Origin of the sequence: Amnibacterium sp., from assembly GCF_025463795.1 — a bacterium.
Classification (GTDB): Bacteria; Actinomycetota; Actinomycetes; order Actinomycetales; family Microbacteriaceae; genus Amnibacterium.
This window is the reverse complement of record NZ_JAODBE010000034.1, coordinates 1-12,439: the sequence shown is the minus strand read 5'-3', so window position 1 is coordinate 12,439 and position 12,439 is coordinate 1. Positions and strand designations below refer to the sequence as shown.

Genomic DNA, 12,439 nt, shown 5'->3' with positions numbered 1-12,439 from the left:
GAGCGGTCAGCGGCAGCGAACCACTCACCGGTCGCGAAGGTCAGGGCGTGCGGCCCGGGGTCGACGTCGGCCGCCCAGGCGATGCGGCCGTCGGCATCGGTCGTCGCGGCGGCGATGAAGGTGCCGTCCGCCGTCGACAGCACGACGTCGAGCCCGGTGGCGGGCTGCCCGAGGGCAGCATCCAGGACATGGGTGGACAGGGTCGTCATGAGGCGAACATCCCCTCGAGTCGCAGCAGCGCGATCTCGCGCAGCTGACCGGCGACGACCGCGTCCTCGGTGACGGGGTCGTTGTCGAGCCGGAGCGTGAGCTGCTCCAGGATCTCGGCGGACGTGCGCCCGGCCGCGCGGACCAGGAAGATGCGGCCGAAGGTCTGCTCGTACGTGCGGTTGCCCTCGGCCAGGGCGTCCTCGTCGCCACTGATGCCCGACTGCTCAGCGGTCGACAACGCCGCCTCCGAGCCGGTGGTGGCCGGGCGCTCGCCGATGCGGGGGTGGTGCGCCAGGGCACCGTCGATCTCGGCGGGGCCCCACGCCGCGGCTGCTGCCTCGGCGAAGGTCAGCAGCGAACCGACGCCGTCGTAGGGTCGCCCGCCGACCACGTCGGCCAGCCAGCCCGGCACGTCGGCGCATGGTCGCAGCACGTCGACGGCGGCGTCAGGGGCGAGGGTGTTGAACGTTGCAAGGTCCACGTCAAGAAACGTATGGGCGCAGATGACGTGCAGGACGGCACCGGCGTTTCACCGACGTTAAATCTGCTGAGGCGCACCCAGGCTCACGGCCAGCTCGATCAGGGCACGGTCGGACCCGACGGGGCCCACGAGGCATGCGCCGACCGGCAGCCCGTCCGACGTCGCCAGCGGGATCGACACCGCGGGGAGCCCGGCGATGCCGGCCAGACAGGTCAGCTGCATCGTCGAGCGCCGTACCGCATCCAGAGCCCTCGCGTCGCCCAGCGGCGGGGCGACGGACGAGGCCGACGGCAGCAGCAGCACGTCACGGTCCAGCAGCTGCCGGATCGCCGTGCGCGCGGCAGCGACCTCCGCGGCGGCGACCTGGCCGATCTCCGCCGACAGCGACGCAGCCCGCTCGAAGCGCGGCCGGACGTCGGCACCGAGGGTGTCGAACCGGCCGCTCAGCCAGGCCCCGTTCACCTGCCACGCCTCCCACGCCTGGAGGGCCTGCATCGCGCTGAGCCAGTCGGGCATCACCGCCAGCGGCCACTCGATCGTGGTTGCGTCGATCGTGCCGGCCGCCTCGGCCACCACAGGATCGGCCAGCGCGGTGAGCCCCGGTGCCGTGACGAGGTCGCCGAGCGCCGTCGAGTCCGGCGGCAGCAGCACCTCGGCGACCCGGCCCAGCAGTGCGGCGTCCCGGGTGAGCCACCCGACGGTGTCGAACGTCGGCGCCAGTGGCATCAGACCGTCGACCGGGACCGCTCCATGGGTTGTCCGGATGCCCCACAGCCCCTGGTAGGAGGCCGGCACCCGGATCGAGCCGCCGGTGTCGGTGCCCAGGCCGATCGTCGCCTGACCGGTCGCGACGGCCGAGGCCGATCCCGAGCTGGACCCGCCGGGGATGCGTCCCGGCGCCCCCACGTTGGGCGGGCTGCCGTGGTGCTCGTTGGTGCCGGCGAGGCTGTAGGCGAACTCGTCGGTGCGCGCGATGCCCAGCACCGACGCGCCGGCGTCCAGCAGCCGGTGCACGGCCGCGGCGTGGCGGGTCCGCGGGGTGGCCTGCTCGAGCCAGGCCGGGTTGCCCGCGCCGATGCGGTGGCCCTCGACCGCGAACATGTCCTTGACCGCGACCGTCTCCCCGTCGAGGTGCCCCGAGCCTGTGGCGCGGATCAGGGGATTGCCGACGACCCGCCACGTCCGCGGGTCGATCACCGGGATCATGCGAAGTCGGCCTTGCGGATGCGAGCATGCACGCCCAGGACCTGGTCGACGACCTGCGAGATGTCGAAGTCCGTCGCCGCTGACAGGTACGCGTAGGCGTGCCGCGGATCCATCCCGAACCGGGCCTGCAGCAGAGCGATCGCCGCACGGACGCAGTTCTGCACCGCGACGTCCAGGTCCTCGTCCATCCCGGTGGGGACCAGGAAGTCAGAGGTCTCGGCCATCGGGCCGGCCAGATCGCCGAACGCGGCCACGGCGTCCTCGCGTGCGATGACGTCGAAGCCGAGCCGGACCCGCAACGAGGCCTCCATCGCGGTCAGCGCGACCTCGCCGTCACCCTGCGCGAAGTGCGGGTCGCCCACGTAGACGAGCGCATCCGGCACCTGCACGGGCAGGAAGAGGGTGGTGCCGGGCACGAGGAGGCGGATGTCGAGGTTGCCGCCGTGCGCGCCGGGCGGCACGGAGTGGGCCCGTTCCTCGCCGGCGACGGCGACCCCGATGAGCCCGAGGAACGGGGCGAGCGGGAACCGGACCACCGCCTCCGAGTCCGCCGACCGCGGCAGCACGCCGAACGCGCCGTCCCCGTCGTCCTGCACGGCCGCGAACACGCTCACCGTCTCGGGTGTCGCGGGGTACTCCCCCGGCAGCGCGCCCCGCCCGTGCCGGTTCGAGATCACGCCGTAGGGCACGCGCGGCTCGAGCTCGACCACGTCGATGCGCAGCAGGTCGCCGGGCCGTGCCCCCTCCACCCCGATCGGGCCGGTGACGACGTGCGGACCGTCAGCGGGGTCGTGGTGCATGCGGGAGGCGACCGCGACCGCGTCGTCGAGCACGAGCTCGCGAGGCACGCCGTGCCGGGCGAAGTAGGCGACCGGGTCCTGGCCCTGCTCGGGCAGAACGCCCTCATGGGACACCGTGTCGACGGTGACGACCGTGCCGGAGGCGACCGTCATGACAGCGCGGTCGGCGGCGCACGGCAGGCGCCCCCACAGCACGGTCTCGGGCGTCGCCGCGAGGTAGGTGCTCGCATCCGAGCCGGGCTGCAGGGCGGTCCAGTCGCTGAAGTCGAATCGCACGCGGCTCCCGTCGTCGCCGCCACGGTATCGCCCGCACGTTCCGCGAGGCACTTGGATGGAGGTCCGACCGAAGGGACGCGCCCATGCCGGCCACCACCGACCGCCTCCATGTCGCGCTGATGCTGACGCTGAGCTTCTCGACGGGGATCGTCGACGCCGTCGGCTACCTGGGGCTCGACCGCGTCTTCACGGCGAACATGACGGGCAACGTCGTGATCCTCGCGATGGGGCTCACCGGCGCGGGCGGCCTGCCCGTCATCGGCCCGGTCGTCGCCCTCGCCGGGTTCGTGGTCGGCGCGATGATCGCGGGACGCGTGCTCCGCGACATGCCGACGGGGTGGGGGGCCAGGGACACGGGACTGCTCACCGCGGTCGCGGTGCTGCTCGTCGTGGCGTTCGTGCCGACCGTGCTCGCGGGCAGCTCGCCGTATCCGCCGTGGATCGCGCTGTCGGTCACCGGTCTGCTCGGCTCGGCGATGGGGATGCAGGCGGGCACGGCGCGCCACATCGCCGTCGCCGACGTCACCACGGTCGTCATCACCTCGACGCTGGCCGCGCTCGCGTTCGACTCCTGGCTGGGCCGGCGCACCGGGCAGCAGTGGGGGCGGCGGCTCGGCGCGGTGTCCCTGATCGCTTTCGGCGCCCTCGTCGGCTCGGCGCTGCTGCTCGTGCACTTCTGGCTGGGGCTCGGCCTCGCGGCGGCGATCCTCGTCGTGGTCGCGCTGCTCGGCCACCTCGGGCACCGCCGCGTCCGGACGTCCGCTCCCGCCGGTCACTAGCATTCGAGGGCAGCCGCCGGGTCGACGGGGGCGAAGAAAGGATCGCGTGAGCGGCGTCGTCACCCTCACTCCGGCTCCCGTGCTGGACCGCACCTACCTCGTCCGCTCGCTCGCGCACGGCAAGGTCAACCGCTCCTACGAGATCCACGAGTACATGAGCGGCAAGGGCCTGAACGTCGCGCGTACGCTGCACATCGCACGCGTGCCCGTCGCCGGGGTGCTGCCGATCGGCCGTGACGACGAGCACCTGCTGTTCCGCACTCCGTACCCGCACATCCTGCGGATCGTGCCGATCCTGGGCCGGATCCGCGTGAACACGGCGATCGTCGAGGACGGCGGCCGCACCACGAACGTGAACCAGGGCGCGATCCCGATGTCGTCCGCCGACTGGCAGCGGGTCGTCGACCTCGCCGTCGAGCAGCTCATGGAGATGGACGCCGACTGGATGGTCGTGTCGGGCACGCATCCGTTCGACAGCGACACCGGCGACTACCTGGACATGACGCAGCTGTTCGAGCGCACCCGGGAGGCCGGCGCGCGCGTCGCCCTGGACACGAGCGGCGCGCCTCTGGAGCGGCTCACGAGGAGCGGGCTCGTGAACCTCATCAAGCCGAACGCGGACGAGCTCGCGAATCTCGTCGGCCGCAACCTGTACACCGTCGGCGATGCCCTCGACGCGGGACGGGAGCTGAACGGGCTCGGCATCGAGGTGGGGCTGGTGTCCCTCGGCGCGGACGGCGCGCTCGCCATCACCGCCGACGAGGCCTGGTGGGGCGCCGCCGTGGCGCCCGGACTGGTGAACACGACGGGTGCCGGCGACGCGACCCTCGCCGGCTTCCTCGCCGACTCGATCCGTGAGGAGTCGCGGCTCGGTGGCGGCATGCCGCGGCTGGACCTCGAGCACGCGCTCGCCACCGCGGTCTCCTGGGGTGCCCTCGCGGTGTCGCTGCCGACGACGCTGATCACCAACCTCGCGGACGCCCCCGCCCCCGTGGTGCAGGTACCGGATCCGGCACGCGAGCTCCTGGAGACCACCCACCTCGTCGCCTGACCCGTCGCCCTCCATCCGCCGCGTTCAGGACCTCAGTGCCGACACGCCGCCTGCCGACCCCGATCCTCCTGAACTCGGCCACCGGACCCGGAGAACGGCGGATGCCGAGTCGGTCAGGCGCTCAGGCGGTCAGGCTAGGGCGGGCTGCGGCTCCGGCTTCGGCGCCGCCTGGGCCGGCTGGTGCACCGGCAGCCGCACGATGAACACGGTCGAGCCGGGCTCCGACTCCACCCGCACCGAGCCGTGGTGTGCCGTCACGACGGCGTGCACGATCGACAGGCCGAGGCCCGTGCTGCCCGATCTGCGGTTGCGGGAGCTGTCGCCGCGGACGAACCGCTCGAACAGCGTCGGCTGCAGCTCGGCGGGGATGCCGGGGCCGGTGTCCCGCACGCGCACCTCGACGGTGTCGTCACCCGGCCGCGCGAGCTCGACGACGACGCGGGTGCCGCCCGGCGTGTGGACGCGGGCGTTCGTCAGCAGATTCGCGAACACCTGGTGCAGGCGCAGGTCGTCGCCGCGCACCGTGACCGGCTCGTCGGGCAGCTCGAGATCCCACTCGTGGTCGGGCCCCGCCGCGTGCGCGTCGCTGACCACGTCGACCAGCAGCCGGGAGAGGTCCACGTCGGCGGTGTCGAGCTCGCGCTGCGCGTCGAGCCGCGCGAGCAGCAGCAGGTCCTCGACGAGAGAGGTCATTCGCTGCGACTCCGACTCGATGCGCGCGATGTTGTGCTGCACGTCGTCGCTGAGCTCGCCGCCGAAACGCCGGGTCAGCTCCGCGTAGCCGCGGATCGAGGCGAGCGGTGTGCGCAGCTCGTGGCTCGCGTCGGCGACGAAGGTGCGCACCTTGTCCTCGCTCGCCTGCCGCACCGCGAGCGCCGTCTCGACCGAGTCGAGCAGGTTGTTCAGCGCGCTCCCCACCTGCCCGACCTCGGTGTGCGGGTTCGTGTCCTCGGCAGGAACGCGTTGGGCGAGATGCACGCTGCCCCGCTCGAGTCGCATGCCGGCCACGTTCGACGCGACGGTCGCGACGCGTCGCAGCGGTCGGAGCGCTCCCCTGATCACGAACGCGCCGAGGATCCCGGCGAGGACGATCGAGAGCAGCACGACCACGACGATCGGCACGATGACCTGGGCGATGCCCTTGTAGAGCTGGGACGTCGGCAGGCCGACGAGCAAGGCCGTCCCTGCCCCATAGACAGGTGCGAACCGGTACTCGCCGTAGCCGGGTACGACCACATCTCTTGTGTCGCCGGGGCGGAGCAGCTGATCAGACCGCGACTGGATGGCGCTGATCGACGAGGTCTGCGCGACCGTCAGCGGGACCGCGGTGCTGGACCCGGTGTACCGGTACGCCTGCCAGCCCGACACCGTGTTCACCGCGAACACCAGGTCGGTGGCATCGATCGCATGGGCATTGGTCGGATCGTTCGAGTCGGCGACCATGTGCCCGAAGTTCTGCGCGGTGGAGACGACGCGGCTGCTGAACTGTGTCGTGAAGCTCTGACGCACGACGATCGCCATCACGCCGCCGATGACCACGCTGGTCACGGCGACGAGCGCGACCATCAGCGCGATCAGACGCGTGCGCAGCGTCCAGTTCTTCGGGTTCATGGTGGAGGTTCCGGGGACGGGTCGAGCCGTCAGTCGGCAGCCTTCAGCATGTACCCGGCGCCGCGCACCGTGTGGATCATCGGCTTGCGACCGGCGTCGATCTTGCGGCGCAGGTAGGAGATGTAGATCTCGACGACGCTGGACTTGCCGCCGAAGTCGTAGTTCCACACGCGGTCCAGGATCTGCGTCTTCGACAGCACGCGACGCGGGTTGCGCATGAGGTAGCGCAGCAGCTCGAACTCGGTGGCGGTGAGCTCGATCGCGTCGCCGGCACGGGAGACCTCGTGGCTGTCCTCGTCGAGCACGAGGTCGCCGACGAGGAGGCGCGGATCCTCCTCGTCGTTCGCGACGAGCATCGAGCGACGGATGAGGCCGCGGAGCCGTGCGACCAGCTCCTCGAGGCTGAACGTCTTCGTCACGTAGTCGTCACCGCCGGCGGTGAGACCGTTGATCCGGTCCTCGAGCGAATCCTTCGCGGTGAGGAACAGCACGGCGGTCTGCTGGCCGTCCTGCCGCACGCGGGCGAGCACCTGCATGCCGTCGATGTCGGGCAGCATCATGTCGAGCACGATGGCGTCGGGACGGAACTCGCGGGCGAGCGCCAGGGCGTGCCGGCCGTCGGACGCGGTGCGCACCTCCCAGCCCTCGTAGCGGAGGGCCATCTGCAGGAGGTCGGTGAGCGTGGGCTCGTCGTCGACGACGAGGACGCGGATGGGGCTGCCGTCCGGGTGCTTGAGCCGGGTGCGGGCCGCGGGCGATTCGGTGCTGGCGCCGGGTCGGAGAGTGGTCACGGATCCCAGTATCGAGGTTTTCCTATGAGCGTGGTATGAGCCGCCGAGGAACCCACCTCGAACGGCGCATGGAGTGCGCGGAGCGCTCTGTGAGCCCCGCGCGGCGGACGGTGCCGTTCCTGTCCGGTGGAGGTCCTGCCCTCAGTCATAGTGGACTCTTAGCAGTGCGCACAGGTTCCGCCAATGCTCCCCCATAGCTTGCGGAGCATGTTCGGAACCTATCTGCGCCGCGAGCTGGTGAACCGGCGGCGGCAGACGCTGATCGTCGCCATCGGCATGGCGCTCGCCATCGCCCTGGTCCTCGTCGTCAACTCGGTCGCCGGCGGGGTCAAGGCGGCGCAGGCCGTGGCGCTCCAGTCGGTCTACGGCGTCGGCACCGACATCACGGTGACGAAGGCGACGACCGCCGCGGACACGAACGGGGGCGGCCAGCGCTTCCAGTTCGGCTCCGGATCCGGGAACGCGACCGGCGGCACCCGAACCTTCACCCGGAACCGCCTCACGGTCGAGCGCGGCGTGACCACCTTCGCGTCGACCGCCGTCTCGACGGTCGCGAAGACCTCCGGCGTCAAGGCGGCCACCGGCGTGCTCAGCCTGAACGACACCGACTTCACGGGTCAGATCCCGCAGGCGGGCTCGGGGTCCGGCTCCCGTGGCGGCTTCACCCCGGGCGCGACCCGGCCGACGGGCGGCCCGGACGGCCAGGGCGGCAGCGCCTTCGGCGTCGACTCCTTCACCGTGCTCGGCTACGACGTCACCGGCGCGGCCATCGGCCCCCTCACCGCAGCGACGCTCACGTCCGGCCGGGCGCTCACCGCAGCGGACAGCGGCAAGGACGTCGCCGTGCTCGACAGCGACTACGCCACGAGCGCGAAGAAGAAGGTGGGCGGCACGATCTCGGTGGGGGGCACGACCTTCACGGTCGTCGGCGTCGTCAAGTCGACCTCCGCGACGGGCGCCTCCGGCTCGAACGTCTACATCCCGCTCGCCACCGCGCAGAAGCTGGCGACCCAGACGGGCAAGGTCTCGAGTGTCTACGTCGAGGCGGCGTCCGCGAACGACATCGGCGGCGTGAAGACGGCGCTGCAGAAGACGCTCGGCTCGGCCATGACGGTGAACACGGAGGCCGATCTCGCCTCCAGCGTCACCGGTTCCCTCGGCACCGCCTCGTCGCTCGCGAACTCGCTCGGGCTCTGGCTGTCGATCCTCGTGCTCGCCGCCGCGTTCCTCCTCGCCGTGCTCTTCACGGTGTCCGGGGTCACCCGGCGCACCCGCGAGTTCGGCACGCTGAAGGCCATCGGCTGGAGCAACCGGCGGATCGTCGGCCAGGTCGCCGGCGAGTCGATCGTGCAGGGCGTGCTCGGCGGCGTCATCGGGCTCGCGGTCGGCCTGGTCGCGATCCTCGTGGTGAACATCGTCCATCCGACGCTCACCGCCGGCACCGCGACCGTCGGCCGGACGCTCGCGGGCGGCTTCGGCGGAGGTGCACCGGGTGCGGCTCCCGGCGGATTCGGCGAGGGCGGCGGGTTCGGCCGGGCAGCGGCCGCAGCGACCACGACCGCCGCGCAGATCGCCCTGACCCTGCCGGTGACCGCGTGGGTGGTGCTGCTCGCCGTCGGCCTCGCCGTGCTCGGCGGCGTGATCGCGGGAGCCTTCGGCGGCTGGCGCGCCGCGCGCCTCCGGCCCGCCGAAGCGCTGCGCAGCGTCGCCTGACCCACCGGATCGTCCCCAAGGAGAACCTCGTGTACACACTCACCGATGTCTCGAAGACCTACCGGCAGGGTGCCCGCACCGTCGAGGCCCTGAGCGACGTGCACCTGTCGATCGCCGACGGCGAGTTCATCGCGGTGCAGGGCCAGACGGGCGGCGGCAAGTCCACGCTGCTGCAGCTCCTCGGCGCGCTCGACAAGCCGAGCCGCGGCACCGTCCTGCTCGGCGACGAGGACCTCGGCCGGCTCGGCTCCACCGAGCTCGGCGACGTGCGCGCGAGGCGGATCGGTTTCGTCTTCCAGAGCTTCAACCTCATCCCGACCCTGACCGCGCAGGAGAACGTGGAGACGGCGCTGGCCCCGCTCGGCGTCCCCGCGACCACCCGCCGCGAGCGGGCCCGCGCCGCCCTGGAGTCGGTCGGCCTCGGGGACCGGACGGGACACCTTCCGTCGGAGCTGTCCGGTGGCCAGCAGCAGCGGGTCGCGATCGCCCGCGCCCTCGTGAAGGAGCCGGACGTGCTCCTCGCGGACGAGCCCACCGGCGCGCTCGACGAGGACACCCGCGGCGAGATCATCGGCCTGCTCGAAGGCGTGTGGCGCGACCGCGGCCTGACCCTCATCGTCGTGACCCACGACTCCTGGGTGGCGCATCGCGCCGAGCGCCGCGTGCACCTGAAGCAGGGCCGGATCACCGGGAAGGCGGCCACCCGGGTCTGATCGTTTCGCAGTCGCTCCCCGGTCCCTCCGTCGGGGGCGCACTCGTGCCCACCGAGCGCGGTTCGAACCCGCTGAGCGGCGACTCCTGTGTCCGCAGACCCGAACGGCTCCGCGATCCGTTCCCCAACCGGTGATCTGCCCGTAACAGCGCCGAATCACGCTCCCGGTGGAATGGACCCTGCGGGCGATCCCCGCGGATCGAGCGGGGGACCCATCATGACGCCGAGCGGCGAGCCGACGACGACCGGTGGGCGCACGATGCGCGCGGCGCTCCTCGACCGGTTCGGGGACGCGTCGGCGCTGCGCATCGGCACCGCGCCCGCCCCGACCCCGGTGCTGTCCGAGGTGCTCGTGCGCGTGATGGCCGCGGGCGTGAACCCGCTCGACACCTCGACCCGAGCCGGCGACGGTGCGGCAGCCGGCATCGGCGGCTTCCCGGCCGTGCTCGGCAGCGACTTCAGCGGCGTCGTCGTCACAGCGCCATACGAGTCGTTCGAGCTGCAGCCCGGCGACGAGGTCTACGGCGTCAGCAGCGCGCCGCGCGGTTCCGGCAGCTTCGCGGAGCTCGTCGCCGTGCCCCCGCACCACCTCGCCCTCAAGCCCAAGGTGCTCACGCATGCGGAGGCCGCGGCGGTGCCCCTCGCCGCGCTCACCGCATGGGGCGCCGTCGTCGAGCTCGCCCACGCGCACGCGGGCCAGCGGATCCTCGTGCACGCCGGTGCGGGCGGCGTCGGCCACTTCGCGGTGCAGCTCGCCGCCTACTTCGGGGCGACCGTGATCGCCACCACGTCCGCGGTCAACGAGGCGTGGGTGCGGTCGCTCGGTGCGGACGAGGTCGTCGACTACCACGAGCGCCGGTTCGAGGAGGCGATGCGTCCGGTCGACGCGGTGATCGACCTCGTCGGGGACCGGCACGACCACGTGGGGCCGCGCTCGCTCGCCGTGCTGCGGCCGGGTGGCCTGCTCGTGACGCTGCCGAGCACCGGCTGGCCGACCCTCGCGGGCGATGCGGCCGCGGCCGGCGTGCGGGCGACGAAGTACCGGATGGTGCCCGACAACGCGACCCTCGCCGTGATCACCCGGCTGCTCACGTCCGGGGACCTGAAGGTGGCCGTGCAGGAGGAGTTCCCGTTCGACCGGATCGCGGACGCGCAGCGCCTGCTGGAGTCCGGGCACGTCCGCGGCAAGATCGTCGTGCGGATCAGCGACTACTGACAGCAGCAGAGCACGTCAGCAGGACGGATTCACTTCGGCAGGACGAGGGAGCCCGATCCGTCCTGATGAAACGAGATCGTCCCGCTCGAAAGCTCCAGGAACGGCATGATGCCGGCACCCCCGGAGGGATGCCGGCATCATGGCCGACCTCAGGAACTCGGAGCCTCCCCAGCCGGGAACACCGGCTGGGGGCCCACGCGCGGGGCCGGGCGGAGCGTCAGCGACGCTCCGCAGGCGCTTGCGCGTGCACAGCCATCAGGACAGCGCGGCGACGTCGAGCGGGATGCCCGGGCCGAAGGTGGTCGAGACGGACGCCTTCTGGATGTAGCGGCCCTTCGAGGCGGCCGGCTTGAGGCGGACGACCTCGTCGACGGCGGCCTTGAAGTTCTCGTTCAGCGCCTCCGGCGTGAAGCCGGCCTTGCCGACCACGAAGTGCACGTTGGAGTGCTTGTCGGTGCGGAACTCGATGCGCCCGCCCTTGATCTCGGAGACGGCGCGGGCCGCGTCCGGGGTGACGGTGCCGGTCCGCGGGTTCGGCATGAGCCCGCGCGGGCCGAGCACCCGGCCGAGGCGGCCGACCTTGCCCATCATGTCGGGGGTCGCGACCGCCGCGTCGAACGCGGTGTAGCCGGCAGCCACCTTCGCGATGAGCTCGTCGCCACCGACCTCGTCGGCGCCTGCGGCGAGCGCGGCCTCGGCGGCCGGGCCGACGGCGAACACGACCACGCGGGCCGTCTTGCCGGTGCCGTGGGGCAGGGTGACGGTGCCGCGGACGATCTGGTCCGCCTTGCGCACGTCGACGCCGAGCTTGAGGGCGACCTCGACCGTGGAGTCGAACTTCGCGGATCCGGTCTCCCTGGCGAGGTCGACGGCCTCCTCGGGGCTGTAGAAGCGGCCGGGCTCGATCTTCGCGACCGCGGCGCGGTACGCCTTGCTGTGCTTCGTCATGGGTCCGCCTCCTACTTCTCGACCGTGATGCCCATGGAACGGGCGGTGCCGGCGATGATCTTCTCCGCCGCGTCCAGGTCGTTCGCGTTGAGGTCGGGCTGCTTCGTCTGCGCGATCTCACGGACCTGGTCACGGGTGAGACGCGCGACCTTCGCCGAGTGCGGCGTGGCCGAACCCTTGGCGACGCCGGCGGCCTTCTTGATGAGCTCGGCGGCGGGCGGGGTCTTCAGCACGAAGGTGAACGTGCGGTCCTCGTAGACGGTGATCTCCACGGGGATGACGTTGCCGCGCTGCGACTCGGTCGCCGCGTTGTACGCCTTGCAGAACTCCATGATGTTGACGCCGTGCTGACCGAGCGCGGGCCCGATCGGGGGCGCCGGGTTGGCGGCGCCCGCCTTGATCTGGAGCTTGATCAGGCCGGTCACCTTCTTCTGGCGAGCCATGTTTCCTTCTCTCTCGAAGACGCGGGCGACTGCCGCACGTCTGCTCCCACCTCCGTGCCTGTGCACGGCGTGGTTCCGTCGGCGCGCGCACGCGCGAGGCCGACGGACGATTGTAGTACGCCCCCTGCGGGCGCTCTGCTACAGCTTGGTGACCTGGTCGAAGCTGAGCTCGACCGGTGTCTCACGCTCGAACAGCGAGACG

The 12,439-nt window shown here is 72.0% G+C and carries 13 protein-coding genes; 5 read left to right on the top strand and 8 right to left on the bottom strand.

Annotated elements, in window-relative coordinates; all coding sequences use genetic code 11:
* The 4 genes from JWQ92_RS02860 to JWQ92_RS02845 all read right to left on the bottom strand — a co-directional run.
* Window positions 1-209, bottom strand: a 209-nt coding sequence (locus tag JWQ92_RS02860) for a hydroxyisourate hydrolase (RefSeq protein WP_297342948.1), incomplete at its 3' end; no start/stop codon positions are given.
* Window positions 206-691 (bottom strand): 2-oxo-4-hydroxy-4-carboxy-5-ureidoimidazoline decarboxylase, encoded by a 486-nt coding sequence (gene uraD, locus JWQ92_RS02855; protein WP_297342947.1) that lies wholly within the window; start codon window positions 689-691, stop codon window positions 206-208. The genes uraD and JWQ92_RS02860, both read right to left, overlap by 4 nt.
* A gap of 57 nt (window positions 692-748) precedes the next feature.
* Window positions 749-1,897 carry an amidase family protein gene (locus tag JWQ92_RS02850; RefSeq protein ID WP_297342946.1) on the bottom strand — a complete coding sequence of 383 codons (1,149 nt, stop codon included), beginning with the start codon at window positions 1,895-1,897 and terminating at the stop codon, window positions 749-751.
* Entirely contained in the window at window positions 1,894-2,973 is a 1,080-nt protein-coding gene (locus JWQ92_RS02845) for an acetamidase/formamidase family protein (RefSeq protein ID WP_297342945.1), read from the bottom strand. The genes JWQ92_RS02850 and JWQ92_RS02845 overlap by 4 nt, the downstream gene beginning before the upstream one ends.
* A gap of 83 nt (window positions 2,974-3,056) precedes the next feature.
* Here JWQ92_RS02845 and JWQ92_RS02840 point away from each other — a divergent pair, with 83 nt between their 5' ends.
* On the top strand, window positions 3,057-3,752 hold the full coding sequence (locus tag JWQ92_RS02840) for a YoaK family protein (RefSeq protein ID WP_297342944.1): 696 nt from the start codon (window positions 3,057-3,059) through the stop codon (window positions 3,750-3,752).
* 46 nt (window positions 3,753-3,798) lie between these two features.
* A complete protein-coding gene (locus JWQ92_RS02835; protein WP_297342943.1) occupies window positions 3,799-4,803 on the top strand; it encodes a 1-phosphofructokinase family hexose kinase in 1,005 nt (334 codons plus the stop codon).
* A gap of 129 nt (window positions 4,804-4,932) precedes the next feature.
* Here JWQ92_RS02835 and JWQ92_RS02830 read toward each other — a convergent pair whose 3' ends face one another.
* Together JWQ92_RS02830 and JWQ92_RS02825 are read right to left on the bottom strand one after the other, a co-directional pair.
* Window positions 4,933-6,414, bottom strand: a complete 1,482-nt coding sequence (locus JWQ92_RS02830; protein WP_297342942.1) for a HAMP domain-containing sensor histidine kinase — start codon at window positions 6,412-6,414, stop codon at window positions 4,933-4,935.
* A 29-nt stretch (window positions 6,415-6,443) separates the two neighbouring features.
* Entirely contained in the window at window positions 6,444-7,127 is a 684-nt protein-coding gene (locus JWQ92_RS02825; RefSeq protein ID WP_297342949.1) for a response regulator transcription factor, read from the bottom strand.
* A gap of 285 nt (window positions 7,128-7,412) precedes the next feature.
* Between JWQ92_RS02825 and JWQ92_RS02820 the strand changes: the two genes are divergently transcribed.
* The 3 genes from JWQ92_RS02820 (at window position 7,413) to JWQ92_RS02810 (ending at window position 10,846) form a co-directional block, all read left to right on the top strand.
* Entirely contained in the window at window positions 7,413-8,918 is a 1,506-nt protein-coding gene (locus JWQ92_RS02820) for an ABC transporter permease (RefSeq protein ID WP_297342941.1), read from the top strand.
* A 29-nt stretch (window positions 8,919-8,947) separates the two neighbouring features.
* The gene (locus tag JWQ92_RS02815; protein ID WP_297342940.1) at window positions 8,948-9,631 is read left to right on the top strand and encodes an ABC transporter ATP-binding protein; all 684 of its coding nucleotides are present in this window, start codon (window positions 8,948-8,950) and stop codon (window positions 9,629-9,631) included.
* Between the two features lie 216 nt (window positions 9,632-9,847).
* On the top strand, window positions 9,848-10,846 hold the full coding sequence (locus JWQ92_RS02810; RefSeq protein ID WP_297342939.1) for an NADP-dependent oxidoreductase: 999 nt from the start codon (window positions 9,848-9,850) through the stop codon (window positions 10,844-10,846).
* Between the two features lie 255 nt (window positions 10,847-11,101).
* On the opposite strand, the gene rplA is transcribed toward JWQ92_RS02810, so the two are convergent.
* Together rplA and rplK are read right to left on the bottom strand one after the other, a co-directional pair.
* Window positions 11,102-11,794, bottom strand: a complete 693-nt coding sequence (gene rplA / locus JWQ92_RS02805) for a 50S ribosomal protein L1 (RefSeq protein WP_297342938.1) — start codon at window positions 11,792-11,794, stop codon at window positions 11,102-11,104.
* A gap of 11 nt (window positions 11,795-11,805) precedes the next feature.
* The gene (gene rplK, locus JWQ92_RS02800) at window positions 11,806-12,237 is read right to left on the bottom strand and encodes a 50S ribosomal protein L11 (RefSeq protein WP_297342937.1); all 432 of its coding nucleotides are present in this window, start codon (window positions 12,235-12,237) and stop codon (window positions 11,806-11,808) included.
* Between the last annotated feature and the right edge of the window lie 202 nt (window positions 12,238-12,439).

Coding starts and splice junctions, on each gene's coding strand:
- JWQ92_RS02850 (WP_297342946.1), bottom strand. CDS start 1,897: ATGATCCCGGTGATCGACCCGCGGACGTGGCGGGTCGTCGGCAATCCC.
- JWQ92_RS02840 (WP_297342944.1), top strand. CDS start 3,057: ATGCCGGCCACCACCGACCGCCTCCATGTCGCGCTGATGCTGACGCTG.
- JWQ92_RS02830 (WP_297342942.1), bottom strand. CDS start 6,414: ATGAACCCGAAGAACTGGACGCTGCGCACGCGTCTGATCGCGCTGATG.
- JWQ92_RS02820 (WP_297342941.1), top strand. CDS start 7,413: ATGTTCGGAACCTATCTGCGCCGCGAGCTGGTGAACCGGCGGCGGCAG.
- JWQ92_RS02810 (WP_297342939.1), top strand. CDS start 9,848: ATGACGCCGAGCGGCGAGCCGACGACGACCGGTGGGCGCACGATGCGC.
- rplA (WP_297342938.1), bottom strand. CDS start 11,794: ATGACGAAGCACAGCAAGGCGTACCGCGCCGCGGTCGCGAAGATCGAG.
- rplK (WP_297342937.1), bottom strand. CDS start 12,237: ATGGCTCGCCAGAAGAAGGTGACCGGCCTGATCAAGCTCCAGATCAAG.